The organism is Micromonospora sp. NPDC048905, from assembly GCF_040649655.1.
Lineage (GTDB): Bacteria > Actinomycetota > Actinomycetes > Mycobacteriales > Micromonosporaceae > Micromonospora.
In genome coordinates this window covers 92944-116175 of record NZ_JBEZFV010000010.1, presented here as the reverse complement: position 1 = coordinate 116175, position 23232 = coordinate 92944, and the positions used below count along the sequence as shown (strand labels likewise).

At 70.1% G+C, this 23232-nt stretch carries 25 protein-coding genes; 13 read left to right on the top strand and 12 right to left on the bottom strand.

From position 1 onward, the window contains the following. Window positions 1-157 precede the first annotated feature (157 nt). From ugpC to AB0C01_RS24985, 4 genes are read right to left on the bottom strand one after another with little or no spacing between them, the layout of a single operon-like run. Window positions 158-1366, bottom strand: a complete 1209-nt coding sequence (gene ugpC, locus AB0C01_RS25000; protein ID WP_357248469.1) for a sn-glycerol-3-phosphate ABC transporter ATP-binding protein UgpC — start codon at window positions 1364-1366, stop codon at window positions 158-160. 10 nt (window positions 1367-1376) lie between these two features. Beyond that, window positions 1377-2213 carry a carbohydrate ABC transporter permease gene (locus tag AB0C01_RS24995; protein WP_357248472.1) on the bottom strand — a complete coding sequence of 279 codons (837 nt, stop codon included), beginning with the start codon at window positions 2211-2213 and terminating at the stop codon, window positions 1377-1379. A 1-nt stretch (window position 2214) separates the two neighbouring features. Continuing rightward, window positions 2215-3198: a sugar ABC transporter permease gene (locus AB0C01_RS24990; protein WP_357248474.1), complete on the bottom strand. Its 984-nt coding sequence runs from the start codon at window positions 3196-3198 to the stop codon at window positions 2215-2217. Between the two features lie 55 nt (window positions 3199-3253). After that, on the bottom strand, window positions 3254-4540 hold the full coding sequence (locus AB0C01_RS24985) for an ABC transporter substrate-binding protein (RefSeq protein WP_357377006.1): 1287 nt from the start codon (window positions 4538-4540) through the stop codon (window positions 3254-3256). Window positions 4541-4754: 214 nt separating this feature from the next. Between AB0C01_RS24985 and AB0C01_RS24980 the strand changes: the two genes are divergently transcribed. Together AB0C01_RS24980 and AB0C01_RS24975 are read left to right on the top strand one after the other, a co-directional pair. Further along, window positions 4755-5132, top strand: a complete 378-nt coding sequence (locus AB0C01_RS24980) for a PadR family transcriptional regulator (protein WP_357248480.1) — start codon at window positions 4755-4757, stop codon at window positions 5130-5132. 3 nt (window positions 5133-5135) lie between these two features. Further along, complete coding sequence (locus tag AB0C01_RS24975; RefSeq protein ID WP_357572239.1) at window positions 5136-5831, top strand: hypothetical protein; 696 nt, start codon at window positions 5136-5138, stop codon at window positions 5829-5831. Window positions 5832-5895: 64 nt separating this feature from the next. Here the strand turns inward: AB0C01_RS24975 and AB0C01_RS24970 are convergent, their stop codons facing one another. Beyond that, complete coding sequence (locus AB0C01_RS24970) at window positions 5896-6150, bottom strand: flavin reductase (protein ID WP_357572294.1); 255 nt, start codon at window positions 6148-6150, stop codon at window positions 5896-5898. A 278-nt stretch (window positions 6151-6428) separates the two neighbouring features. Here AB0C01_RS24970 and AB0C01_RS24965 point away from each other — a divergent pair, with 278 nt between their 5' ends. The 5 genes from AB0C01_RS24965 to AB0C01_RS24945 all read left to right on the top strand — a co-directional run bounded on the left by AB0C01_RS24965 (window position 6429) and on the right by AB0C01_RS24945 (window position 9171). Then, window positions 6429-7229, top strand: a complete 801-nt coding sequence (locus tag AB0C01_RS24965; protein WP_357572238.1) for a helix-turn-helix transcriptional regulator — start codon at window positions 6429-6431, stop codon at window positions 7227-7229. Then, the gene (locus AB0C01_RS24960; RefSeq protein ID WP_210782013.1) at window positions 7223-7405 is read left to right on the top strand and encodes a DUF397 domain-containing protein; all 183 of its coding nucleotides are present in this window, start codon (window positions 7223-7225) and stop codon (window positions 7403-7405) included. The genes AB0C01_RS24965 and AB0C01_RS24960 overlap by 7 nt, the downstream gene beginning before the upstream one ends. Window positions 7406-7526: 121 nt before the next feature. Continuing rightward, window positions 7527-8231: a VOC family protein gene (locus AB0C01_RS24955; protein WP_357572237.1), complete on the top strand. Its 705-nt coding sequence runs from the start codon at window positions 7527-7529 to the stop codon at window positions 8229-8231. Between the two features lie 185 nt (window positions 8232-8416). Beyond that, a complete protein-coding gene (locus tag AB0C01_RS24950) occupies window positions 8417-8848 on the top strand; it encodes a hypothetical protein (protein WP_357248491.1) in 432 nt (143 codons plus the stop codon). Between the two features lie 47 nt (window positions 8849-8895). Further along, window positions 8896-9171: a hypothetical protein gene (locus tag AB0C01_RS24945; protein WP_357248494.1), complete on the top strand. Its 276-nt coding sequence runs from the start codon at window positions 8896-8898 to the stop codon at window positions 9169-9171. 13 nt (window positions 9172-9184) lie between these two features. On the opposite strand, the gene AB0C01_RS24940 is transcribed toward AB0C01_RS24945, so the two are convergent. After that, window positions 9185-9970 (bottom strand): L,D-transpeptidase family protein, encoded by a 786-nt coding sequence (locus AB0C01_RS24940; protein ID WP_357572236.1) that lies wholly within the window; start codon window positions 9968-9970, stop codon window positions 9185-9187. A 349-nt stretch (window positions 9971-10319) separates the two neighbouring features. Further along, entirely contained in the window at window positions 10320-11030 is a 711-nt protein-coding gene (locus tag AB0C01_RS24935) for an HAD family hydrolase (protein WP_357572235.1), read from the bottom strand. Window positions 11031-11198: 168 nt separating this feature from the next. Between AB0C01_RS24935 and AB0C01_RS24930 the strand changes: the two genes are divergently transcribed. Continuing rightward, window positions 11199-11825, top strand: a complete 627-nt coding sequence (locus AB0C01_RS24930; protein WP_357248501.1) for a hypothetical protein — start codon at window positions 11199-11201, stop codon at window positions 11823-11825. 12 nt (window positions 11826-11837) lie between these two features. Here AB0C01_RS24930 and AB0C01_RS24925 read toward each other — a convergent pair whose 3' ends face one another. After that, the gene (locus tag AB0C01_RS24925; protein WP_357572234.1) at window positions 11838-12416 is read right to left on the bottom strand and encodes a TetR/AcrR family transcriptional regulator; all 579 of its coding nucleotides are present in this window, start codon (window positions 12414-12416) and stop codon (window positions 11838-11840) included. Between the two features lie 68 nt (window positions 12417-12484). After that, window positions 12485-13102: a WHG domain-containing protein gene (locus AB0C01_RS24920; protein ID WP_357248507.1), complete on the bottom strand. Its 618-nt coding sequence runs from the start codon at window positions 13100-13102 to the stop codon at window positions 12485-12487. Window positions 13103-13243: 141 nt separating this feature from the next. On the opposite strand from AB0C01_RS24920, the gene AB0C01_RS24915 reads away from it, so the two are divergent. Continuing rightward, window positions 13244-14446: a low temperature requirement protein A gene (locus tag AB0C01_RS24915; protein ID WP_357572233.1), complete on the top strand. Its 1203-nt coding sequence runs from the start codon at window positions 13244-13246 to the stop codon at window positions 14444-14446. 192 nt (window positions 14447-14638) lie between these two features. On the opposite strand, the gene AB0C01_RS24910 is transcribed toward AB0C01_RS24915, so the two are convergent. Together AB0C01_RS24910 and AB0C01_RS24905 are read right to left on the bottom strand one after the other, a co-directional pair. Then, a complete protein-coding gene (locus tag AB0C01_RS24910) occupies window positions 14639-15085 on the bottom strand; it encodes a hypothetical protein (RefSeq protein WP_357572232.1) in 447 nt (148 codons plus the stop codon). A gap of 83 nt (window positions 15086-15168) precedes the next feature. Next, complete coding sequence (locus AB0C01_RS24905) at window positions 15169-15972, bottom strand: hypothetical protein (RefSeq protein ID WP_357248514.1); 804 nt, start codon at window positions 15970-15972, stop codon at window positions 15169-15171. An 86-nt stretch (window positions 15973-16058) separates the two neighbouring features. Between AB0C01_RS24905 and AB0C01_RS24900 the strand changes: the two genes are divergently transcribed. The 3 genes from AB0C01_RS24900 to AB0C01_RS24890 all read left to right on the top strand — a co-directional run bounded on the left by AB0C01_RS24900 (window position 16059) and on the right by AB0C01_RS24890 (window position 18391). After that, complete coding sequence (locus tag AB0C01_RS24900) at window positions 16059-16715, top strand: HAD family hydrolase (protein WP_357572231.1); 657 nt, start codon at window positions 16059-16061, stop codon at window positions 16713-16715. 149 nt (window positions 16716-16864) lie between these two features. Beyond that, window positions 16865-17320 (top strand): MerR family transcriptional regulator, encoded by a 456-nt coding sequence (locus AB0C01_RS24895; RefSeq protein ID WP_357248523.1) that lies wholly within the window; start codon window positions 16865-16867, stop codon window positions 17318-17320. 6 nt (window positions 17321-17326) lie between these two features. Then, window positions 17327-18391 carry an NAD-dependent epimerase/dehydratase family protein gene (locus AB0C01_RS24890; protein ID WP_357572230.1) on the top strand — a complete coding sequence of 355 codons (1065 nt, stop codon included), beginning with the start codon at window positions 17327-17329 and terminating at the stop codon, window positions 18389-18391. Between the two features lie 120 nt (window positions 18392-18511). Here the strand turns inward: AB0C01_RS24890 and AB0C01_RS24885 are convergent, their stop codons facing one another. After that, window positions 18512-21178, bottom strand: a complete 2667-nt coding sequence (locus AB0C01_RS24885) for a glucosidase (RefSeq protein ID WP_357572229.1) — start codon at window positions 21176-21178, stop codon at window positions 18512-18514. An 81-nt stretch (window positions 21179-21259) separates the two neighbouring features. On the opposite strand from AB0C01_RS24885, the gene AB0C01_RS24880 reads away from it, so the two are divergent. After that, window positions 21260-23203 carry an amylo-alpha-1,6-glucosidase gene (locus tag AB0C01_RS24880; RefSeq protein WP_357572228.1) on the top strand — a complete coding sequence of 648 codons (1944 nt, stop codon included), beginning with the start codon at window positions 21260-21262 and terminating at the stop codon, window positions 23201-23203. Window positions 23204-23232 lie beyond the last annotated feature (29 nt).

Here is a 23232-nt window from a genome sequence, read left to right as displayed (position 1 = left end):
CCTAGCCTCGCCTCGCCTCGCCTCGCCTCGCCTCGCCGATCATGGAGTTGTGGTGGGTAACAAAACGCCCGTAAGCTCCCGGACCCGGCACCACAACTCCATGATCGACACGTCCGGCCTGCCCCGGGCCGGACGGGCCTACACGCAGAGGACCTTGTCAGTCGGCGAGCGCGCCGGCTGCTCGGCCCTCGTGGAGGGTCAGGTTGCGGCCGGTCGCCGGGTCGAACAGGTGGATCTTCTCCAGGTTGAACCAGACCCGGCGGGACTGTCCCTCGGCCACCGGTGACTCCGCGGACAGCCGGGTCACCAGGTTGCCACCCGCACCGGCGAAGTCGGCGGCACCCGCGTCGGCGGCCAACTCCTCCAGCTCGGCGGCGCTGGCCTTCTCGCCCTCCACGGTGAAGTAGACGTACTTGTCCGAGCCCATCGACTCGACGATGTCGACAGGCGCCTCGAACTCCATGCCCCGGCGGCGGGTGTCGTCGTCGACAAGTTCGGCGTCCTCGAAGTGCTCGGGGCGGATGCCGAGGATCAGCTCCCGAGGTGCGTCGGCCGCCTCCAGCTCGCGGCGGACCCGGTCGCCGAGCGGCACGTCACCCAGGGCCGTGTGCAGGCTGCCGTCCTGTACGGCGGCGTGCAGGAAGTTCATCGACGGAGAGCCGATGAAGCCGGCCACGAAGAGGTTGCGCGGGTGGTCGTACAGCTCCTGGGGAGGGCCGACCTGCTGCACCGCGCCGCCGCGCATGATCACCACGCGGTCGCCGAGGGTCATCGCCTCGGTCTGGTCGTGCGTCACGTAGACGGTGGTCGTGCCGAGCTGCTTCTGCAACCGGGACACCACCGTGCGCATCTGCACCCGCAGCTTGGCGTCGAGGTTGGACAGCGGCTCGTCCATCAGGAACGCCTTCGGCTGGCGGACGATCGCCCGGCCCATCGCCACCCGCTGCCGCTGCCCGCCGGAGAGGTTGGCCGGTTTGCGGTCCAGCAGGGTGGTCAGCTCCAGCACCTTGGCCGCCTCGTCGACCTTCTGGTTGATGGTCTCCTTGTCCAGCTTCGCCAGCCGCAGCGGGAACGCCATGTTCTCCCGCACCGTCATGTTCGGGTACAGGGCGTACGACTGGAAGACCATGGCGATGTCCCGGTCCCGGGGAGCCTTGTCGTTGACCCGCTGGCCGCCGATGCGCAGCTCGCCGGAGCTGATGTCCTCCAGGCCGGCGATCATGTTGAGGGTGGTGGACTTGCCGCAGCCCGAGGGGCCGACCAGGATCACGAACTCGCCGTCGGCGATCTCCAGATCGACGTCCTGCACGGCGACGGTCCCGTCCGGGAAACTCTTGCTCACCTTGTCGAGCACGATGTCAGCCATGACTACTCACCTATCCCTTGACTGCGCCGGAGGTCAGGCCGGACACGATGCGGCGCTGGAAGAAGAGGACGAACAGGATGATCGGAACGGTGATCACGACGGCGGCGGCGCAGATCGCCCCGGTGGGGTCCTCGAACTGCGACGCGCCGGTGAAGAACGACAGCGCGGCCGGCACCGTTCGGGACCGCTCGGTGGAGGTCAGCGAGATGGCGAACAGGAAGTCGTTCCAGCAGAAGATGAACACCAGGATCGCCGTGGTGAACAACCCGGGCGCGGCCAGCGGGGCGATCACCCGGCGGAACGCCTGGGCCTGCGTGGCGCCGTCCATCTTCGCCGCCTTCTCCAGGTCCCACGGGATCTGCTTGAAGAACGCCGACAGCGTGTAGATCGCCAGCGGCAGCGCGAAGGTGATGTACGGCGTGATCAGCCCGAGCCAGGTGTCGAAGATGCCGATCGTCCGCTCGATCTCGAACAGCGGTGACACCAGCGACACCTGCGGGAACATCGCGATCAGCAGGGAGACGCCGACCAGCACCTTCTTGCCGGGGAAGTCCAGCCGACTGATCGCGTACGCGGCCATCGCGCCGAGCACCACCGCGATCAGCGTGGCGATCAGGGCGATGCCGATCGAGTTGACGAGTGCCCGGACGAACTGGTCGGTGTCGAAGATCGTCTTGTAGTTGTCGAGCGTCCACTCCCGAGGGATGAAGTTCCCGTCGGTGAGGGTGGCCGGCGTCTTGAACGACAGCGACGCGATCCACAGCACCGGGACGAGCGCGAAGACGACCACGACGACGTCCAGCAGACCCCAGCGCAGCTTCGCTCGGGTGGTGGTTTCGACGGCCATGTCAGCGCCTCTCCCCGTCGTCGCTGCCGGGGGCAGCGGTGCCGAACAGCTTCACGAAGACGAACGCGATGATCGCCACGGCGATGAAGATCAGCACCGACATCGTCGAGCCGATGCCGAGGTTCAGGCCCCGGATCAGGTTGTTGTAGGCGAGCATCGACACCGACGAGGTCTCGTTGCCCCCGGCGGTCAACACGAAGATGTTGTCGAAGACGCGGAACGCGTCCAGGGTGCGGAACAGCAGCGCGACCAGGATCGCCGGCTTCATCACCGGCAGCATCACCTTGGTGAACTTCTGCCAGGCGGTGGCACCGTCGGTGGAGGCCGCCTTGAGCAGGTCCTCCGGCACCAGCGCCAGCCCGGCCATCAGCAGCAGCGCCATGAACGGGGTGGTCTTCCAGATCTCCGCGAGCATGATGATCGCCAGCGAGCTGGCCCGCTCGGTGAGGGGTGCGCCGTCACTGAAAACGTCGGCCAGGTAGCCGGTGCCGGGCGTCCAGGCGTACCGCCAGGAGAACGCCGCGACCACCGTGACGATCCCGTACGGGATGAGCGCGGAGGTGCGGACGATGCCCCGCCCGACAAGCGTGCGGTGCATGATGATCGCCAGACCCATGCCGAGCACCAGCTCGACGGCCACGGTGACCACCGTGATCAGCGCGGTCACCCCGAACGCGGTCCACCAGAACTCGTTGGTGAGCACCGTGACGTAGTTTTCCAGGCCGATGAACTCACGCTGGTCGGGGAAGCGCAGGTCGTAGCGCTGCAACGACAGCCAGACCGAGTAGAGGATCGGGTACGCGGTCACCAGGATCATGACCAGGGCGGCGGGGGCGCAGAGCAACCAGCCCAGCCTGCGCTCGGATTTCTTGTTCGCGCTCAACGGCGGCTTACGGCCACCGCCGCGTTGGGTGGGCACGGCGGCGGGCGCACGGGTCTCCTCCGCGGCGACGTCCGCGCCGGTCGGCGTGGCGTTGATGCTCACGGTGCCACCTTCTTTCGCGACTGCGGGGCTCGCAGGAACGGCTCACTCCTCGCGCTCACGGCAGGACCCCCTTGGATTGGAGGGCGTCGGCGATGGCACCGCGCAACTCGTCGGCGGTCTGCTGTGGACGGATCGCCGACGGCGGCGACAGGATCGCCGACATCACGGTGGAGATGCTCTGGTAGGCCGGCGTCAGGGGACGGGTCGCCGGTTCCTTCAGCTCTTCCAGGATGGTGTCCTTCATCGGGTACGCCTCGGTCATCTCCGGGTCGTCGAAGACCGCCTCGATGGTGGGTGGCACGCCGTCGTTGATGGCGGAGAACTTCTGGTGCTCGGCGCTGCGGATGCACCGGGCCGCCTCGAAGGACAGCTCCGGGTGCTTGGAGTAGGAGCTGACGGCCAGGTTGACCCCGCCGATGGTGACCTTGCTGGGGGTGCCCTCGTCGACGCCGGGGATCCGGGCCCAGCCGACCTGCTTGGCCAGGTCCGGGTTGGCCTCCTGAAGGGCCGGGTAGACGAACGGCCAGTTCACCTGGAACGCGCCCGAGCCGGACTGGAACTCCAGCCGGACCGGGTCCTCGGTGGCGTTGCTGAACGACGGCGAGGTCACGCCCGACGTGGCGAACTTCTTGAGCTGCTCCAGCGCCCGGACCGTGCCGTCGTCCATCACGGCCTGGGTGCCGTCGTCGTTGAGGATCTTGCCTCCGGCGCTCTCGGCCAGGGTGTTGTAGAGGACGACCAGGCCCTCGTACTGGGCGCCCATGGTGAGCACCTGGTACGGCTTTCCCTGGTCCTTGAGCTGCTGGGCCGCGCTGATCATCTGGTCCCAGGTGGTCGGCGGCTGCGGCACCAGGTCCTTGCGGTACCAGAGCAACTGGACGTTCGTGTTCTTCGGCGCCGCGTACAGCTTGTCCTCGTAGCGGGCGGTGGACAGCGGCCCGGCGAGGGTGCCCTGCTCGACCTCGGCCTTGTCCTGGCCGGTCCACTCGCGGATCCAGTCGGCGCTGGCGAATTCCTGGGTCCAGGTCACGTCCAGCCCGAGCAGGTCCATTCCGCTGTCCTGGGCGGCCAGCCGGCGCACCATCTGCACCCGCTGGTCGTCGGCCTGCCGGGGCAGCACCTGGTAGGCGATCTCGTACCGTCCCTGCGCCTGCGCGTTGCAGTCGTCGACGACCTTTTGCAGGTTCTGCTCGGGCGGGTAGTACAGGTTGATCGTCGGTGGGCCGCCATCGTCGTCCGCGCCGCACGCGGCGAGCGGTGCGACAAGCGCCAACGCGGCCGCCGCCGCGCCCAGCCGCACAATCGGCCGGCGTCGGTGTCGAGCCGTTTCGGGGTCCGTCATCGCCCTCCCCCTCTCCTCGGCGAAAGACCGGGGAGGGCATCCGTGCCCCGGCGCACGGCGAGTCGTGTCCAGGTCTGACGAGCTGCGAAAACGCCCGGCCCGGATGCTCTGTGCGGCTACTCTGCCCCACCCGCGAAGTCGTGAAACCTGGCCGTCACAGCGGAAGTTCGTTTCGGTATATCGCGAGACCAACTAGCAAGGTAGTATGTGTCGCATGGTAGCGCCGGAGAGCCAGTCCGCTGACGACAACGACCGGCAGACCCAACTCCTGCGAGGCGCGCTGGACATGTGCCTGCTGGCGCTGCTGGCACGCGAGCCGGCGCACGGCTACGAGCTGGTGCGGCGGATGGAGACGGCCGGCTTCGGTGCCATCAGCTACGGCACCATCTATCCGCTGCTGACGCGGATGCGCCGACTCGGCCTCGTCGCCGACGAGCAGCAGTTCAGCCCAAGCGGCCCGCCCCGAAAGGTCTACGCGCTGACCGGGTCCGGTCGGACCCACCTGGACGCCTGGCAGAAACAGTGGGACCGCTTCACCGACACCGTCGACGCCGTTCTCAGCCCGCTCGACCAGCACCCCACGAGGAGTTGACCCATGGACACCATCGACCGCCTTCTGGGCGAAGCCGACCAGGCGTGGCGCGGGTACGGGGTCGGCACCGCCGATCGGGCGACACTCGCCGCTGACCTGCGCCTCGACCTGCGGGCCGCGGCCTCCGACGGGGGCGACCCCGCGCAGTTGCTCGGCGGAGACGTGGCCGGCTTCGCACGGCGGCTCGCCGACGAGGCCGGCGTCCGACGGGTGCGCGAAGACTACGGCCGGGTGGTCAACACCGCACTGGTCGGCGCGGTGCTCGGTGCCGTGGTCGGCTACGCCATCCTGATGGCTGTCTATCCGGTGTTCGTCCACCTGCTCGACATCCGCCGCTCGATCGACGTACCGATCCAGCTCGCCGTCGCCGTCGCCTACGGCGTACCGGCCGCGGTGGTCGCCGCGGGAGCGGTCATCGCGGTGCGGATCCGGCTCCGCCACCTCCCCGAGATCCGGCGGACGGCTCGGCTGATGAGTGTCCTCGTGCCGGCGGCCGGCATCGTCGTCACGCCGATCACCGTCGGCTTCGCCTGGGCCACCGACTACAGCACCGCACCGACAGTGGTGATCACGGAGATCGCCATGGTCCTGGCCGCGATCGCGGGTGCCACGATGGTGGCCCGTCGCCTGTCGCTGCGCGGGCGCCGGCCCGCCTCCGACACCTCGCGCCCGGACGCCACCACGGTCAAACCCGCCTGACGGTACGAGCACACCCGCCCAAACACTCGCCCACTCGGGGAGGCCGCCTCGCGGTATTAAGCGGTCAGCCCCGGGCTCTCGCCCAGGAGAGGAAGCGCTCGGTCATCCGAGCCGGCGGGTGGTCCGGGTGGAGTTGGGTGAGCTGGCCCGTCGCCTCGTTCATGAGGGTGCCGAGGTAGATGAGCAGCGCGACCCTGTTGGTCCGGTACTCCGACAGCAGGGCGAGCTTGGCCGGCTGGCAGGGCCAGTTCCGGCCACAGTTGCGGCACCGCCACAGGGGACGCATGGCGACGTGCGGGACGGGCGGCCGGACCACCATCACCGCCACCGCGTTTCGTCGTGGTGCTCTGTCGGGCTCAGCACAGTGACCTCCTCGGGGCGGGGAAGGGGGCCGCTCCCGCAAGGGGGGAGACGGGAGCGACCCCGGGGCAGGGCCCGCCGCCGCCATTCCGGCCACCAGCGAGCCCGCCACTGGTGACAGTTTGCGAGGACCCGACTACGGTCGATACGTGCTCGCGCCATCCGTGCAGCTCAGCGGCCTGGTCGAGCAGCTGCGAAGGACACGCCGGTGCAGGTTGGGCAGGGATTGGGGATTCGATGGGCAACGTCACCGACTACGTGTTGGAGGAGCTGCGCCTGTTCCGTACGGGGCTCGGGCTCAGTCAGGACGACTTCGGCCGGGGCATCGGCTATTCGGGCTCACACGTCAGCTCGGTGGAGACCGGCGGACGGGCGCCCACCAAGGAGTACATGCGGGCCATCGACACCCATCACCCGACCGCTGGACGCTTCCAGCGGATGTTGGAGAGGCTGGCCCGGCTCGACGCCGAGCCGGCCTGGCTGCGCGAGTGGATCGAGTTCGAGCGGGAGGCGACCACGCTGCGCTGGTTCGAGTTGGCGTACGTGCCGGGTCTGCTCCAGACCGAGCGGTACGCGCGGGCCACACTGGCTGGTGGTCGGTTCGACGCCGAGGACGTGGACCGGATCGTCGCCTCCCGACTGGAGCGGCAGGCGATCCTGCAACGCCCGCGCCCGCCGCAGCTCATCGCCGTCCTGGACGAGGCGGTGCTGCGCCGGCCGGTGCTCGACCAGCCAGGGCTCATGGTCGAGCAGTGCGAGCACCTGGTGCAGTTGGCGACAGCGGAGCACATCCAGGTGCACGTCGTGCCGGTGGACGCGGGGATGTATCTGGGGTTGGCCGGGCAGTTCATCATCGCCGAGATGCCCGACGGTGAGCGGGTCGCTCACGCCGACAACCAGCTCACCGCGCAGTTCGTCGATGCGCCGACCGACGTCGCTAAGCTGGCAAAGACGTGGGAGATCGTGCGAAACGAGGCGCTCCCCCGCCGGCAGTCAACCGAGCTGATCAAGGAAGTGGCGAAGTCATGGACATGCTGACCCCACAGTGGCGCAAGTCGACCAGGTCCGGCGGCAACGGCGGTTCCTGCGTGGAGGTCGCCGACAACCTGCCGAGCGTGGTGCTGGTGCGCGACACCAAGGACCGCGACGGCGGCACCCTGCACGTCGACCCGACGGCCTGGAAGACCTTCGTCGCGTACGCCAAGCAACACTGAACCAGACCTCCTGGAGATCTTGGACAGTTACCGTCCGCGCAGAACGGAAACTGTCCAAGATCTACCCGGGCCGGCGGCAACGCGGCGGACACATCCGCCCCGAATCAGGCATGCTGGCACCGTGATCGCACGCTTCAAGGATCTCTGTCTCGACGCTGCGGACCCGCTCGCACTCGGTGCCTTCTGGGCACGGATGCTCGACGGTGACGTGGCCGATGCCGGCGACGACGACACCCGAGTGGACCCCCGCTCCGCGCGCTCGAACGCCGAGTCGATCTGGGTGAACAAGGTTCCCGAACCGCGGGTGGGCAAGACCCGCGTACACCTGGATCTGCGGTTGGCCGACGCCGACCCGGCGGCGCTGCTCGCGGCCGGCGCACGGCTGGTCCGCGAGCCGGCCGGCGAGGCCACCTGGTGGGTCCTCGTCGACCCGGAGGGCAACGAGTTCTGCGCCTTCCCGGCTCGCGAGGGCGCCCGGCCGGGACCGTTCGAGCTGGTCGTCGACTCGACCGACCCGCTCGCGCAGGCGACCTGGTGGGCCGGTGTGGTCGGCGGCACCGTCGAGGACGAGTCGACCCACGCGGGCATCGCCGGCGTGGCCGGGTTCCCCTGGGACCACTGGGTCTTCGCCGGGGTGCCCGAGCCCAAGACGGTCAAGAACCGGCTGCACTGGGACGTCGACCTGGTCGACCCGGAGCCGATGGCGCTGATCGCGGCCGGCGCGACGCTTGTGCGGGAGCCGCTCGACGCGACGCACTGGTGGTGGGTGCTGGCCGACCCGGAGGGCAACGAGTTCTGCGCCTTTCCGCCCCGCCCCATCGGGTGACTGGCCGACTACCGGGGGCGGGCGGCGTCGGCTAGCGTTTTCCTAGCGCCGCCGCCGGCGCGTTCGCCGCCGCCGTCGACACGCCTCCGGCCGCCCCCTGCCTGCCCGATCGGTTGGTAATCGCGGGAACGTCCCACCGCCGCTCCCCCGGTTCGGCAGGATCGTCCCAACGAGGAGGTGCCGTCGTGCAGGACACCCGCGCTCTCGCCCTGACGTTCGAGGTGAGCGGCCTGCCACCGGTCAAGACCGAAGCGTTGTCCATCTTCGCGGCCGGGCACCGGCAGGCGACGAGGGTCCGCACCCTGCTCCAGGCCGCCCTCGCGGCGGCTCAGCGCACCGGCTGGACGCCGTTGGCCGGACCCATCGAGGTGGAGCTGGTCCTGCGGTGTCCGCCCGGCCACCGCACAGGCGACGCCAGCACCCTGCTCGGCGGCGTCTGCGCCGTGTTGCAGGACAAGAAGCGGGTGTCATCCATCGGCCTCACCCACCTCGGTGTGCTTGTGGACGTCGCGCTCTACCACGACGACCGACAGATTCGCCGATTGTCGTACCAGGAGAAGCCGGCCGAGGAATTCTCGTACGAGGTGCGGGTCGCCGCCGTGCCGGACGGGGTTTGACGGACGACCGCGGTGGGGTATCGCGGACGCCGACGAAGGGAGCACCGATGTCGGAGCCACATGTCACGCTCGACCCACGCGGGCTCGACCCTGTGCAGCAGAAGCTGCGCGGCCCGCTGGAGGAGCAACTGACCTCGGCGCTTCAGGCTGCCACCGACCGGGTCCGCTCGCACTACGGTGGCGAGCCGGTCGAGCAGGTCTGCCAGCGACTGTTGGAGGAGACCCGCTCCGGGTTGCATCCCGACATCGCGGCCGGGTTCAACCCGGACATGGACGAGTTCTGCCGGGTGGCGGTGTCGATCGTCCGGGGCGGGGCCTCCTGAGCGGCAGTGTTTCTCAGTACCTGTCGAGCTGGGCGTACGGGCTGAGCACGATGCGCGGTGAGAGCGCCGGGTCCAGCCAGTTGAGTACGCGGACCAGGTGGTCGTGGGCGAGCGAGACACAGCCGGCCGTGGCGTTGCCGCCGCTGACCCTGAACTGGTGCAGGAAGATGCCGCTGCCCGCGTTGGGGATCGGGGTCGCCACGTTCGGTGGCATGTTGTAGGTGATCACCGCGAAGTGCGTGTACGAGGGGGTCTCCTGCCACAGCGCCTCGCTGGCCCCACCCGGGTTGGTCGCGCTCTGCTGGAAGGTGTTGTAGCGCGAAGACGACGGATTCTCGTTCCACCAGTCGCCGCTGACCAACCGGTGGTAGGGGTATCGCACTCCCGGGTTGGCGGCGATGCCGTACATGGTGGGGCCGATGGAGTAGACACCGGTGGGGGTGGTCGGCACGCCCTCCACGTGGTTGTCGCTGAATCCCTTGGAGCCGAGGCGGGCGGGCAACGCCGACGAGGCCGGCTGCCAGCGGCCCCTGATCCGCACGTACGCCTCAAGCGTGGCGTAGGTGGTCGTGTAGCTGGCGGCGCCGACGACGAGCACCTGCCGGGTCTGCGTCGGCAGGGTGGTCAACCGGGCGGCCAGGTTGCGGCGGGGGGTGCTCGATCCGGGGCGGCGGGGCCGCGGTGTGGTGCCCCAGGGCGGTGCCGGACGGGTCGCGCCGAGCGCGGGTGCCGTCGGGGCCAGCAGCGCCGGTGCCGCCAGACCCGCGGCAGCGCCGAACAGGAGGGCTCTGCGGTTCATCCCGTCATCCTGACAGTCCAACCGGCGTACGGTCTGCCCCGTTCGCCGGTGCGATCGATCGATCCGTGGTCGGGTCAGGGCCGGGTCCGCAACTACCCGGCCCTGACGCTCGGCCGTCCGGATGGGAGCGGACAGCTCCGGCACTCAGCTCCACGGTGCCAGCCGCCGAACGCCGACGCGCTCCCGGCCGACACCCCGAAGACCGTGAGCGCCGGGCCAGGTTAGGCCGGCCCGGACGGGGCGGACAAGCCGCGTCGGACGACCGACGGCGTGACTGATCTCAGGGTGAAAATCAGACAATGTGGCGTAACGCGACCATGATCGCGGACGCTGTTCGCTTTCGGCGCGCTCAGAAGTGCCGCAGCAGATCGGGGAACGCGGCGAGCCGCAGCACCCCCGAGTCGGTGGGGTCCAGTTCGTCGTGCTCCAGCACCCACGTGTTCTCGTTCGGGATGAAGACCGCGTTCAGTCCGGCCGCGCGGGCCGGCAGGATGTCCGACTTCAGGGAGTTGCCGATCATCCAGGCGCGGGCCGGGTCGAAGCGGTGTTGCCGAACCAACCACCGGTACGTCTCGACGTCCTTCTCCGCCACGATGTGCGCGGCCCCGAAGTGGTGCAGCAGCCCGCAGGCGTCCAGCTTGCGCTGCTGATCCGCCTGGTCGCCCTTGGTGAGCAGCAGAAGCTCGTGTCGGCCGGCCAGCTCGTCGAGCGCGTCGGCCACCCCGGGCATCAGCTCCACCTGGTGCTCGACGAGGGCGACCGCCAGGCGCTCGATCTCCTGGCGCTCGGAGTCGGTGGCCGGCCGTTCGCGCAGCCGCTCCAGGCACTCCGCCAGGCTGCGCAGGAAGACCTTGCTGCCGTACCCGTGCGCCACCGTGTTGGCCCGCTCGATGTCGTCGAGGATCGTCCGGATCTCGGTGCGGTCCATCGTGGGATGGTCGAGCCACTCGAGAAAGTCGTCGATCACCTGCTCGAAGACGACGTTGTTCTCCCACAACGTGTCGTCCGCATCGAAGATCAGCACCTGCGCCTGCCGCCGTGCCGCCGCCCCGTCCGTCATCCCGTCCCCTCCCCATGTCTTCGCCGCCCCCGTCGAAGGGACAGGATAGGCGGGAGATCCGCTCTGATTTTCGGACTTTTCCGTGAACCGTCTCGGCCTGGCGTTCGTCTGGGGGGTGGGAGAATTCCCGGCGGCCGAGAGGTCGGGACAGCTCATGAGGAGTACGACGTGATCACGATGAAGTGGGTTGCCGGCGCGGCACTGCTGGCGTGCACCGGCGCGCTTGTGGCGTGCGGGAGCGACGCCGACAAGGCGCCGACGCCCAAGGCGGGCACGCCGACGCCGTCGGGCGAAGTGGCGGCCCCGGCGGGAACGCCGTCACCGGGACTCGCGGCCGACCCCCTGCTGTCCGGCAAGCGCGAGGTCACGATTGCGCGGGTGCAGGGACCAGGGAACGCACTGGAACTCAGCGGTCGTCTCGAGGAGGGCGGCGACACCGGCGGACGCGTCCTGTTCGTTCCGACGCCGATCGGCGGCGACCAGTACGTGATCAAGGCTTTCGGCACGAAGGACGATCACCCCGCCAACGACGATCCGTCCTGCTGGCAGGTGAACGGTCTGGACATCGAGCCCGAGCTGACCGTCGAGGCCGCCGTCTGCGACGTGGACAACCCGATCCAGCGGTTCAGCATCACCGCCATGGGCCCCGACACGTACGCGATCGGCAGTGAGACCCGGTTCCTTCTGCACGCCGTCGGCAACGGCCTGATCCTCAAGGAGTTGAGCGACGCGCCGCTGGACAGCACGTTCCGGTTCGTCGACAAGGGGCCGTTCGACCGCGAGCCCCTCAACTGACCACGCCGCCTGTCACGGCCACCGGAGCAACCGCTGGGCGATCAACACCTCGCGTTCCTCCTGCCCCTCGGGTCGGAGCCGTCCGCCCCGGGTGAGCATCACCACGCCGTGCAGCAGGCTCCACCCCACCTCGGCGAGGGTGTCCGGGTCGCGCCCCTCGGCCAACGGGGTCAGGGCCGCGCGCAGTTCGGCGAACACCGCGCGCGGCGCGTCCGGGACGCCATCGACGCCGAGGGCCAGGTCGGGGGTCAGCGCGAGCATCGCGTCATAGACCTCCGGATTCGTGTACGCGAAGTCGAGGTACGCGCTGGCGACCGCCGGCCAGGCCCCCTCGGCGCTGCTGGTCGCCTCCGCGTGCGCCTCGGCCAGATCGGCGGCCAGGTCGGCGAAGGCGCAGACGGCCACGGCAGCGAGGAGTGCGTCCAGATCCGCGAAATGCCGGTAGAGGTCACCGACGTCGATCTCGGTCCGCTCGGCGAGCCGTCGGGTGCTCACCCCCGCCCAGCCCTCCGCCTCGGCCAGCTCGCGCGCGACCGTGACGATGAGGTCACGCCGGTCCTGTTCGGTGGCCTTCTCGGCAGGTCCGGGCACGCCGTTGAGCGTACGGGCGGCCACCGACCGCAGTCGCCCGGTGACGGATTGGCGACTGTCTGGGCCGGTCAGACCAGCAGTGCCAGCCGGCCGATGAGGGCCTCCCGCAGGTGGGGTGGCCAGGGAAAGAGTGGCGTCGCCACCCGGAGCTGGGCCAACCCGTGCAGCCCGACCCAGAGCGCCGTCGCGTCGGCGAAGGGATCCGCGCTGGTCGAGAGCCCCTTCGCGGCACACTCGGCGACGGTGCGATGGATGACCTCGAAGGCTCCCATGCCGAGCACGGCGAGATCGTCCGCCAGCGCCGGCGTCCGATCGCGGGCCTGGCTGGCATCCCAGACCGACCCGAACATCAACCGGTACCGGTGGGGCTGACGCTCGGCGAAGGTCAGGTAGGCCGCACTGATCGCCCGCAGCCGCTCGGCCGGATCCGGGTCGTCCGGCCCGGCCAACTCCTGCTCCAGGGCGGCGAACGCGCGCTGGGCGACCACCAGCAGAATCGAGTCCAGGTCCGGAAAGTGCGCGTAGATCGACGGTGCCGAGATGCCGGCCTCCCGCGCCACCGCCCGCAGCGTCACGCTCTGCGGGTCGCCACCGTCCAGCAGCGTGCCGGCGGCACTGACGATCTCCTCGCGCAACTGGGCACCTTCGCCGCGCTTGTTGCGAGCCCGCGCTCTCGGTGTGGTCACCTCATGACCTTACAGCCGTAAGGCGAACGAGTCCGTTCCTGCGTCCCCGCGTGCCACCGCCGACCGTCCGTCGTTAGGTGAGGGGATCACCACGACGGGAGGGCACGTGGTCGTTCGACGGCACCGGCCCGTGGCGGACGGATGAGCGAGCAGCGGCACGAAGGGCTGGTGCGCGACGCCGACAGTCGGCAACGAGCCACGTTTCTGGAACTCTTCCTCGACCTGGTCTTCGTCTTCGCCCTCACCCGGATCTCGGCACGGGTGATCAGTGACTTCACCGACGGTGGCCGCGGCGTGGTCGCGGGCCTCGGTCAGGCCCTCCTGCTGTTCCTGGCGCTCTGGGCGGTCTGGTCGTTGACCGTCTGGTCGACAAGTTGGCTGGATCCGGAGGCACCGATCGTCCAGATCGTCATCGTGATGACGGCGGTCGGCGCGATGACAATGGCGGTCGCGGTACCCGACGGATTCGGCGCGCGGGCACCCCTGTTCGCCATCACCTACGTGAGCCTGCAGATCGGCCGGGTGGTCTACTTCCACGTCGCGGGGCACGGCCGGCCCGATCCCCGGCAAACCCTCCGGGTCCTGGTCTGGTTCGGTCTGAGCGCACCGCTCTGGGTCATCGGTGGTCTGGCCGACGACGGCGCGATCAGAGGACCACTCTGGATCATCGCCGCGCTGATCGACTACACCGGGCTCTACCTCGGGTGGCCGACCCCCCGCATCGGCGCGCAACGCATCGGCGGCCGGGCAATCGCGGCCGGGCACCTGGCCGAGCGGTACCAACAGTTCCTCCTCATCGCCATCGGTGAGGCGATCTTCGTCATCGGGTTGGCGTTCAGCGGCAGCGACTTCCGGGCCGACCAGACGGCCGGCTTCGTCCTGGCACTGGCGACCACGGTCCTGCTCTGGCGGATCTACTTCCACCTCGCGGGGAAGGTGCTGGACACCGCCGTCAGCCGCTCGCGCCACGCCGATCGGCTCGCGACCGAGATGGCGTTCGCCCACCTGGTCATGATCGCCGGGATCGTCCTCACCGGCGTCGGTTTCGAACTGCTCATCACCGAGCCGCTCGGGCACCTGCCAGCGGCGTGGCTCATCGCCATCCTCGGCGGCCCCGTCGTCTTCCTCGCCGGACGATCGGCCCTCGAATACCAGGTCTTCGCCCGGGTCTCCCGCTCCCGGCTGGCGGGCCTACTGGCCCTCGGCCTCCTGGTGCCGGCGACGATGCGCCTCGATTCGCTCACCGCCGGTGCCGCCGCCGCCGTGGTGCTGCTCGCGGTGGCTGTCGCGGACTCCCGACGCTCACGTCGGCGTGGGCCGGAAAAGCCCACCCCGCCCTACTAGCGTGCGGCGCGGAGGTGTCGGCGGCCGGCGGTGACTGTCGGTCACCTCCGTGGGGGTGGATGCGGTAGCGGGCGGCAGTTGAGGGCCAGCGAGGACGGGGAGTCCATCTACCGGGCCGTGGGCTTCGCACCCACCGCCGCTCGGACGCTGCGACTGACCGTGGTCGACCGGGCCACGTCGATCGTGCGCGGGTCAGGGCTCGCTCAGCGCCTTGATGCCGTGTGTCTGGAGCAGCGCCGGCATCGGGTCGGCAAGGTGCGCGTGTCTCGGTTGCGAGATGCGTGCCACGGTGACCGACGCGTTGGGTCCTGGTACGTCGTAGGGGCCGCCGCGGGGATAGACCACGAGGGAATTCCCCTGCCAACCCATCCGCTCGATCTCCGACCACGCGTACGAGCGCCGCAAGCCGCCACGGTCGCGTACCAGCAGCCCGGTGTCGTCAGCCAACACCGCGTTCCGCCAGCGGACGAACGCGAGGACTATCGACGCGGCACCGAGCACCAACCCGAACCAGCTCACCCAGTCGAGCAGCACCGCGGTGACGATCAGGCCGACCACGATCGCGACCGGCACCGCGACGGCGGGCCAGACCCGCGACTGCCCGAGCACGAGCACCTCACCCACCGGATCCGCCCCCATGGACGATCAGGATAGTGAAGGATCGACACGTTAGCCGCCGTCGACGGAGCGCCGGGAGCCTGGGCAGCACACGCGTCAGTGGGCTACCGGCGATTCGAGGGCGAGGGTAGACAGAGGCCCGGTTCGCCGCCCTGCGGGACGTAGGACGGCATCGACGGCCCCAGGGCGCGGCCGCAGATCCCGCACCATTCGTCGCGCTCGCCGATCTCACTGAGCTGGTCGAGCACGCCGGACAACCCGGGTCTCGTTCGTGAGAAGCACCGCAACACCCAGCGGTCCCTCCCGGCGGGCCAGCCACGAAGCGAGAGGCACGCCGCCACCGCGCCGTCGTACCACCAACGATCGGCCGGGCCGGTGGCTTCGCGCACCTCCGGGACACCGCTCAGGGTGACCGTCGGCGACACCAGGGTCGCGGTCTCGTAGGTGAGCGTGACGTGCGGCCAGCGCTGCACCTCCGCCAGGAGCGCGTGTTTCTCGAGCCGCTGCTCGACGGTGCGGTCGATCAGCCGGTACGGCCAGTCGCCCGGGGCCATGGCGGTGCGCCCGTCGAGCAGGACATCGACGCCCCACGTCCAGGCCCCGTCGAGGGCTGCCGGGAACATCCACCCGAGGTCGGAGGTCCAGCGAAAGTACGCCGGGCCCTCCAGTCCGTACTCCATGTGGTTGCCGTCTGTCTTGAGCCGGTAGGCGAGCCCGCCGTAGCGCTCCTCGAACGCGACGGCGACCGCGACCAGCTCGTCGGGCACCACGGCCAGCGGCCCGTCGGGTCCGTCCGCACTCGCCGACCGCCGGATCCGCTCGGCCGACGTGCGCGGCCAGCGCTCCCCGTGCGTGCCAAGGAAACGAGCCACCCGGGCGGACACCGTCGGATCGTCAAGGACATGCACCCGCACACGGTACGCCGTCGCCCGTGTCCACAAGCGACGTCCGCGTCTATGCTCCACCGACAGCACGACCGTGACCGGGGGGCACAGTGATCAACGCGGTTTTCTTCGATGTCGGTGGGACGATTCTCGACGAGTCCCGTGAGTTCGCGACCTGGGCCGACTGGTTCGGCGTGCCACGGCACACGCTCTCGGCGGTTCTGGGTTCGGTGATCGCCAGGGGCCTGGACTACCAGGAGACGTTCCGGGCCTTCCGGCCCGACTTCGACCTCGACACCGAGCTGAAGCGCCGGGCCGCCGCGGGCAGGGCGGAGTCGTTCGGCGAGGAGGATCTCTACCCCGACGCGCGGGCCTGCCTGACCTCCCTGAAGGAACAGGGCCTGCTCGTGGGCCTGGCCGGCAACCAACCGGCGCACGCCGAGGCGACCCTGCACGCCCTCGACCTCCCCGTGGACGTGATCGGCACCTCGCACGGGTGGGGCGTGGCGAAGCCGTCACCGGCCTTCTTCGAGCGGGTCGTCGAGGCGGGTGGCGGCGACGCGTCGTCGATCCTGTACGTCGGTGACCGGCCCGACAACGACGTACGCCCGGCCCAGGAGGTCGGGATGCCGACGTGCCTGATCCGGCGCGGCCCGTGGGGTCACATCCTCGACCTGCCCGACGTGGCCGCGCAGTGCCTGTTCCGCATCGACTCGCTGGACGAACTGCCGAGCCTGGTCGCGAAGCACAACGCGGCGGGCGGTTAGCCCCCCCGACCGCTCGGTCCCGGACGCCGAGTGCGGCAGTTCGGCTCGTTAGGGACATTCTGTCGCGTCCGTAACAGCGATCCGTTCTACCCCGTGCCCCGCGTCACATCACTTGACTTGAAGCGCTTGAGGTTGGGGACGCTTCGGTCATGGCAGCGAAGAAGCCGGGTCAGGAACAGGCGCCCCTGACCATCCAGGAGATGGCCCAGCGGTCGGGCTTCAGCGAGCCCACGCTGCGGTACTACGAGAAGGTCGGCCTGCTCGGCGTGGTGGCGCGCGACGACAGCAGCGGCCACCGCAGGTACGACGCCGCGCTGGCCGAGCGGATCGACGCCCTGGCCTGCCTGCGATCGTCCGGGATGAGCGTCGCGGAGATGCGCCGATACCTGACGCTGCTCGACGAGGGCGACCGGGCAGCCGCCGCCGAGCAGCACGCCCTCTTCGCCCGGCACGCCGACCGGCTGTCCGGGGAGATCGAGCGCCTACGGGTACGCCAGGCGTACATGTGCGGCAAGGCAGACATGTGGGCCGCCCGGTACCGAGGCGACGCCGCTGCCGAGGCCCGCGCGGTCGAGCAGGTCGAGCGCGCTCTTCAGGATTTCTGAGCAACGATGGGAAAGATCATGCAGAACGACATCCCCCTGGGGGCGACCGACGACAGCCTCGTCCTCGTGACCGGCGCCACCGGGCACGTCGGCGGGTACTCCGTCGCGCGACTGCTGGACGAGGGTTACCGGGTGCGGGTCTCCGTGCGCGAGCCGGGCCAGGGCAACGACGTGCTCGACCGGATTCGGCAGGCCGGCACGAACCCGGACGGCCGGGTCGAGTTCCGGACCGCGGCCCTGTCCGCCGACGAGGGCTGGGCCGAGGCCGTCGACGGGGCGCGGTACGTGCTGCACCACGCATCACCGTTCCCGTTCACCCCGCCCAAGAACGACGACGAGGTGATCCGGCCGGCCCGCGACGGGGCGCTGCGCGTCCTACGGGCCGCCCGCGATTCCGGGGTGCGCAGGGTGGTGCTGACCTCGTCGTACGCGGCGGTGGGTTACACGGTCAAGCCCGACGGGCGGTACAGCGAGGCGGACTGGACGAACGTCGACGACGACATCCCGGCGTACCACCGCTCGAAGACGCTCGCCGAGCGTGCGGCCTGGGACTACGTCCGGGAAAACGGTGGAGTCGAGCTGAGCGTCGTCAATCCGACCGGCATCTTCGGGCCGCTGCTGGGGCCGCGGGTGTCCGCGTCGACCGGGCTGGTGCAGGCGTTCCTCCAGGGGGCGATGCCGGTCGTACCCCGGATGTACTTCGGGGTGGTCGACGTCCGGGACGTGGTCGACCTGCACCTACGCGCGATGCTGCACCCGGCCGCCGCCGGCGGGCGGTTCATCGGTGTCGGCGGCCCGTCGATCAGCTTCTTCGACATGGCGAAGATGTTGGCTCGGCACCTGCCCAGCCTGGCCGACCGCGTGCCGGCCCGGGAGTTGACCGACGAGGAGGTCCGGGAGGCCGCGAAGACCGAGCCCGCCCTACGCGACGCTGCCGCCCTGCGCGGACAGATTCCGGTGATCAGCAACGACAAGGCCCGCAACGTCCTCGGCTGGCGGCCTCGCCCGGTGGAGACGACCATCACCGACACCGCCGACAGCCTGATCAAGTTCGGCCTCGTCACCGGCTGAGGGCCCTGCCGGCCGCATGATCGTGCTCGATCCAGGATCGAGTGGCCTCCCAGTGCCAGGGATACCACTACGACATGGATCGAGCGCGATCATGCCGGAGGCGCCCCCGCGGGGAGGACGTCAGCGGCGCAGCGTGAGGATCAGATCGGCCACCAGGGCCGTCCAGCCGGTCTGGTGCCAGGCGCCCAGGCCGGCACCGTTGTCGCCGTGGAAGTACTCGGGGAAGGCCACCAGGTCTCGCCAGTCGGGGTGGGTCTGGAAGAGCTGACACGCGCCGTAGATGGGCCGCCGGCCCCAGTCGTCCTGGGTGAAGAGTGAGATCAGCCGAGCGGACAGATCGTCGGCGATCTCGTCGAGGCTGCGTTTCACCCCGGAGCGGGTCGGATATTCCACCTGGAGGTCGTCGCCGAAGAACGCGGCGTAGTCCCGCAGGGCGCTGATCAGGAGGAAGTTCGTCGGCATCCAGATCGGTCCGCGCCAGTTCGAGTTGCCGCCGAACAGGCCGCTCGTCGACTCGGCCGGCTCGTAGCCGACGGAGAACTCCAGCCCGCCGAGGGTGACCGAGAACGGCTTGTCCAGGTGCGCGCGGGACAGCGTCCGCAGGCCGAAGTCGGAGAGGAACTCGTCGGGGTCGAGCATCCGGGCGAGCAGCCGGACCACCTGCTCCTGGCCGACCATGGACAGCAGCCGCTGCTGCCGGCCGTCCGGGCCGAGGCGGCGGGTGCCGATCACCTGCGCGTACTCCGGGCGGTTGGTGAGGAACCAGCGCAACCGCGCGCCCAACTCCGGTAGGTGGTGCAGGGTCTTCGCGGTGAGCCGGGTGGTCGCGGCCAACGGCAGCAGCCCGACCACGGAACGGACCTTCAGCGGCACCTTCGTGCCGTCGGCGAGGCGCAGCACGTCGTAGAAGAACGCGTCCTCGTCGTCCCACAACCCCTGCTCGTACGCGGCGGCGGCGATGTAGAGGAAGTGTTCGAAGAACTTGGTGGCGGTGTCCACCCAGGTCCGGTCGTGCTCGGCGAGGACGACCGCCATGTCCAGCAGGTTGAGCGCGTACATGGCCATCCAGCCGGTGCCGTCGGACTGCTCCAGCACGCCCGCCACCGGCAGCGCCGCCGACCTGTCGAACGGTCCGACGTTGTCCAGCCCGAGGAAGCCGCCCTCGAAGACGTTGTTGCCGCCGGTGTCCTTGCGGTTGACCCACCAGGTGAAGTTGAGCAGCAGCTTGTGCATCACCCGGGCCAGGAACTCGTAGTCCCGCCCTCCGTCGATCTCGAACACCTTCAGCGCCGCCCAGGCGTGCACCGGCGGGTTCACGTCACCGAACGCCCACTCGTACGCCGGGATCTGCCCGTTGGGGTGCAGGTACCACTCGCGGAGCAGGAGCAGGATCTGCTCCTTGGCGAAGCCCGGGTCGACCCGGGCGATGCTCACGCAGTGGAAGGCCAGGTCCCAGGCCGCGTACCAGGGATATTCCCAGGGGTCGGGCATGGAGATGACGTCGAAGCTGGTCATGTGCCACCAGGCGCTGTTGCGCCCGTGTCGACGCCCGGCCGGCGGCGTCGAGCCCGGGTCGCCTTCGAGCCAGCGTTTGACGTCGAAGTGGTAGAACTGCTTGCCCCACATCAGCCCGGCGATCGCCTGCCGGGCCACCAGCGCCTCGTCGGCGGTGGCGGCCGGTGGGATCACCCCGGCGAAGAACCGGTTCGCCTCGGCCCGCCGCGCCCACACCACGGCCTCGAAGCCCTCGCTGAGGTCGGCCGGGGGCGGCGGCGCGGCGGCCGGCGGCGACGCGGTACGGGTCAGCCGCAGCCGGATCTGGCGCTGCCCACCGGCCGGCACGTCGAGTACGTAGTGCAGCGCGCCCTTGGTGCCCTCCCGCGCGGGGTTGACGGTGGCCGCGCCGTTGACCACGTGGTCGTTGATGCCGTCCTTCGGGTACGGCGAACGGCCGGGCAGGCCCCAGAGCCGCTCGGCGTTCGTGTCGTTGTCGCAGAGCAGCGGCACCGGGCCGCCGTCACCCTCCAGCAGTAGTTGGCCGAGCACGCGGTGCTCGCCGACGAGCCGGGTGCCCTGCCCGGTCAGGGTCGGGATGCGGTCACCACCGGGGAGGCCCCAGGCCCACGTGTTGCGGAACCACAGGGTGGGCAGCACGTGCAGGGTCGCCGCGCGGTCACCCCGGTTGGCCACGGTGATCACCATGCACAGGTCGGTCGGGGACGCCTTGGCGTAGTCGACGGTCACCGCCCAGTACCTGTCGTCGTCGAAGATCCCGGTGTCGACCAGCTCGTACTCGGTGTCGTCGCGGCCGCGCAACGCGTTCACCGCGACGAGTTCGTCGTACGGGAAGGCGGCCTGCGGGTAGTGGTAGCGCCAGCGCATCCAGGAGTGGGTGGGCGTGGAGTCCTCGTACCACCAATATTCTTTGACGTCCTCGCCGTGGTTGCCGGTGTCGCCGCCGAGGCCGAACATCCGTTCCTTGAGGATCGGGTCCTTGCCGTTCCACAGCGCGAGAGCGAACGCGAACGTCTGTCGTTCGTCGCAGACGCCCGCCATCCCGTCTTCGTTCCACCGGTAAGCTCTGGACCGCGCGTGGTCATGTGGGAAGTAGTCCCAGGCCGTTCCGTGCTCGCTGTAGTCCTCCCGTACCGTCCCCCACGCCCGTTCGGACAGATAGGGACCCCATGCGCGCCAGTCCTGCTCCCCCGAGTCCGCCTGGGCGAGCCGGAGCCGCTCGGCGTCGGGTGGCGAGGCGTCGGAGGACGATCGGTCAGTGATCACGTGCATATCTTTGACGTCGCCGCGGTACTTGACCACAGCGGCCATTCTCGTCGTGGCGTGTTACACCTTGCCGCCGGTGGAGGAAAGTTGATTGACATTCACTTCGGCCCGCAGGTCTGCGGCGATCTGACCAGCGCGGCCAGCCGGGAGTGGCTGGTTCCGGACGGTCTCGGCGGCTATGCGATGGGCACCGTCGCCGGGCTGCGGACCCGCCGCTACCACGGTCTGCTGGTGGTTCCCGGCGAAACCCCGGCGTCTCGTCAGGCGGGACTGGTGAGTCTCGATCCGGCGGTCACCCTGCCGTCCGGGGCGCGGGTCCGGCTCGGCGCGCACGAGTGGTCATCCGGCGACGTGGACCCGCGTGGCTTCGAGCTGTTGGAACGCTTCGACCTGGTCGACGGGCTGCCCCGGTGGCGGTGGCGGATCGGGTCGGTGGTGATCGAGCGGGAGGTGGCCATGCTGCCCGGCCGCTCCTGCGTCGCGGTGGTGCACCGGCTGGTCGCCGGCGGTCCCGTCCGGCTGGAGTTGTCCGCCGCCTGCACCTGGCGCGACGCGCACGGCGAGCGGCGGGCGGACGGCCCGATCCCGCAGGTCGAGTCGGTGGCCGGCGGCGCGGTGGTCGAGGGCGCGTACCGCCTGGCCGGGCCGGGCTGGACGCCCGAGGGGCAATGGTGGCTGGGCGTGCACCACCGCGAGGAGGCCAACCGGGGTCTGCACCCGGACGAGGATCTCTGGTACGCGGGGCGTTTCGTCGGCGAGTTGACGAGCCCCGGCGACACGGTGTCGGTGCGGGCCTGGGCCGATCCGCTCGACCTGGAGCCCATGGCGGCGGAGGACATCGTGGCGACGGCCCGGCGGCGCAACCGACACGTGGTGGCGGCGGCGAAGCCGGCCGACGACGTGGAGGCCACCCTGGTGCTGGCCGCCGACGCGTTCGTGGTGCGCACCAACGACGCGGCAGCGGACGTGGTCGCCGGCTACCCGTGGTTCGGGGCCTGGTCCCGGGACACGATGATCTCGTACGAGGGGTTGTTCCTCTGCACGGGCCGGGCCGCTGAGGGGCGCGAGCTGCTGCGGTCGTACGCGGCGACGCTGTCCGAGGGGATGCTGGCCAACACGGCCGACACCGGTCGGGTGGAGTACAACACCGTCGATGGCACGCTGTGGTTCCTGCACGCGGTGAGCCGGCACGTCACGGTCACCGGTGACACCGATCTCGGCGACGAGTTGCTGCCCGCGCTGCGCGGGGTGATCGACGCCCACGTGGCGGGCACCCGGTACGGGATCGCCGTCGACCCGGCCGACGGGCTGCTCAGACAGGGCGCCGCCGGCACCGCCCTGACCTGGATGGACGCCCGGGTGTACGGGGTGCCGGTCACCCCACGTACCGGCAAGCCGGTCGAGGTCAACGCGTTGTGGATCAACGGGCTGGCTGGGCTCGCGGAGCTGACCGAGCTGGCCGGGCAGGACGCGGACGAGCTGTGGCGACGGCACGGGCAGGCGACCGCCTCGTTCCGGGAGCGTTTCCCGTCGCCGACCGGCTGGTTGCACGACGTGCTGGACGCGCCCGCGCCGGCGTACCCGCTGGGTGGGGCCGCCCTGCACGACGACGACGCGCTGCGTCCCAACCAGTTGCTGGCCTGGTCGCTGCCGTTCGCGCCGTTGGAACCGGACGAGGCGACGTTGCGCCGCGTCGCGGACGGGCTACTCACCCCGCTCGGGCCGCGCAGCCTCGCCCCGGATTCGCCGGAGTTCGTGGGCCGGCACCGGGGTGGCCCCGCCGAGCGCGACGGGGGCTACCACCAGGGCACGGTGTGGCCGTGGCTGCTCGGCCCGTACGTCGACGCCGCCCGCCGGGGCAAGATGTCAGTCGATGACACGTTCGTTGGGATTGAGTCTCATCTGACCGAATATGGATTAGGCTCGGTAAGCGAGACGGCCGACGGCCTCGCGCCGCACGCCGCGACCGGCTGCCCATTCCAGGCGTGGTCGGTGGCCGAGCTGCTGCGGGTGCGCCGAAAGGGCCAGTAGCGCTTTACACGACCGCAACGGTGGTGTCG

Bases quoted from the DNA above. Each gene is read 5' to 3' on its own strand.
- AB0C01_RS24935 (WP_357572235.1), bottom strand. From the start codon at position 11,030: ATGACGGACGGGGCGGCGGCACGGCGGCAGGCGCAGGTGCTGATCTTC.
- AB0C01_RS24995 (WP_357248472.1), bottom strand. From the start codon at position 2,213: ATGGCCGTCGAAACCACCACCCGAGCGAAGCTGCGCTGGGGTCTGCTG.
- AB0C01_RS24915 (WP_357572233.1), top strand. From the start codon at position 13,244: ATGAGCGAGCAGCGGCACGAAGGGCTGGTGCGCGACGCCGACAGTCGG.
- AB0C01_RS24910 (WP_357572232.1), bottom strand. From the start codon at position 15,085: ATGGGGGCGGATCCGGTGGGTGAGGTGCTCGTGCTCGGGCAGTCGCGG.
- AB0C01_RS24895 (WP_357248523.1), top strand. From the start codon at position 16,865: ATGGCAGCGAAGAAGCCGGGTCAGGAACAGGCGCCCCTGACCATCCAG.
- AB0C01_RS24980 (WP_357248480.1), top strand. From the start codon at position 4,755: ATGGTAGCGCCGGAGAGCCAGTCCGCTGACGACAACGACCGGCAGACC.
- AB0C01_RS24965 (WP_357572238.1), top strand. From the start codon at position 6,429: ATGGGCAACGTCACCGACTACGTGTTGGAGGAGCTGCGCCTGTTCCGT.
- AB0C01_RS24975 (WP_357572239.1), top strand. From the start codon at position 5,136: ATGGACACCATCGACCGCCTTCTGGGCGAAGCCGACCAGGCGTGGCGC.
- AB0C01_RS24985 (WP_357377006.1), bottom strand. From the start codon at position 4,540: ATGACGGACCCCGAAACGGCTCGACACCGACGCCGGCCGATTGTGCGG.
- AB0C01_RS24890 (WP_357572230.1), top strand. From the start codon at position 17,327: ATGGGAAAGATCATGCAGAACGACATCCCCCTGGGGGCGACCGACGAC.
- AB0C01_RS24970 (WP_357572294.1), bottom strand. From the start codon at position 6,150: ATGGTGGTCCGGCCGCCCGTCCCGCACGTCGCCATGCGTCCCCTGTGG.
- AB0C01_RS24885 (WP_357572229.1), bottom strand. From the start codon at position 21,178: ATGCACGTGATCACTGACCGATCGTCCTCCGACGCCTCGCCACCCGAC.
- AB0C01_RS24940 (WP_357572236.1), bottom strand. From the start codon at position 9,970: ATGAACCGCAGAGCCCTCCTGTTCGGCGCTGCCGCGGGTCTGGCGGCA.
- ugpC (WP_357248469.1), bottom strand. From the start codon at position 1,366: ATGGCTGACATCGTGCTCGACAAGGTGAGCAAGAGTTTCCCGGACGGG.
- AB0C01_RS24960 (WP_210782013.1), top strand. From the start codon at position 7,223: ATGCTGACCCCACAGTGGCGCAAGTCGACCAGGTCCGGCGGCAACGGC.
- AB0C01_RS24945 (WP_357248494.1), top strand. From the start codon at position 8,896: ATGTCGGAGCCACATGTCACGCTCGACCCACGCGGGCTCGACCCTGTG.